The organism is Desulfobulbus alkaliphilus (genome assembly GCF_016918545.1).
GTDB lineage: Bacteria > Desulfobacterota > Desulfobulbia > Desulfobulbales > Desulfobulbaceae > Desulfobulbus > Desulfobulbus alkaliphilus.
In genome coordinates, this window is record NZ_JAFFQC010000199.1 from 1 (window position 1) to 462 (window position 462).

At 65.6% G+C, this 462-nt stretch carries 2 pseudogenes; one reads left to right on the top strand and one right to left on the bottom strand.

The window, feature by feature from the left end:
- Positions 1 to 104, top strand: a pseudogene (locus tag JWG43_RS20790) (NAD(P)-dependent oxidoreductase); the annotation flags it as partial.
- A 64-nt stretch (positions 105 to 168) separates the two neighbouring features.
- Here JWG43_RS20790 and JWG43_RS20795 read toward each other — a convergent pair.
- Positions 169 to 462: pseudogene (locus JWG43_RS20795) on the bottom strand (50S ribosomal protein L1); the annotation flags it as partial.

Here is a 462-nt window from a genome sequence, read left to right on the forward strand (position 1 = left end):
CCAACGGCGACAGCAAGATCGGCTTCTCCGACTACGCCATCGCCATGGTCGACGAGTTGGAGAACCCCAAGCACAGCCGCGCCCGCTTCACAGCGGCTTACTGATCCGGGCAAGAAAAAACGGCGGGGATCGCTCCCCGCCGTTCTTCAGTAAGGCTTGTCTTTCGACTTAGGCGCCCAGCGAGGACGGGTCGACCTTGAAGCCCGGGCCCATCGTCGACGACAGGCTGATGCGCTTCACATAGGTGCCCTTGGCGCCCGACGGCTTGGAACGCACCAGGGCGTCCACGATGGCCTTCACGTTGGCTTCCAGGGCGTCCTGGGTGAACGAGACCTTGCCGATGCCGGCGTGGACGATGCCCGCCTTCTCGACGCGGAACTCGACGGCGCCGCCCTTGGCGTCCTTGACGGCCTGGGCGACGTTCGGGGTCACGGTGCCGACCTTGGGGTTCGGCATCAGGCC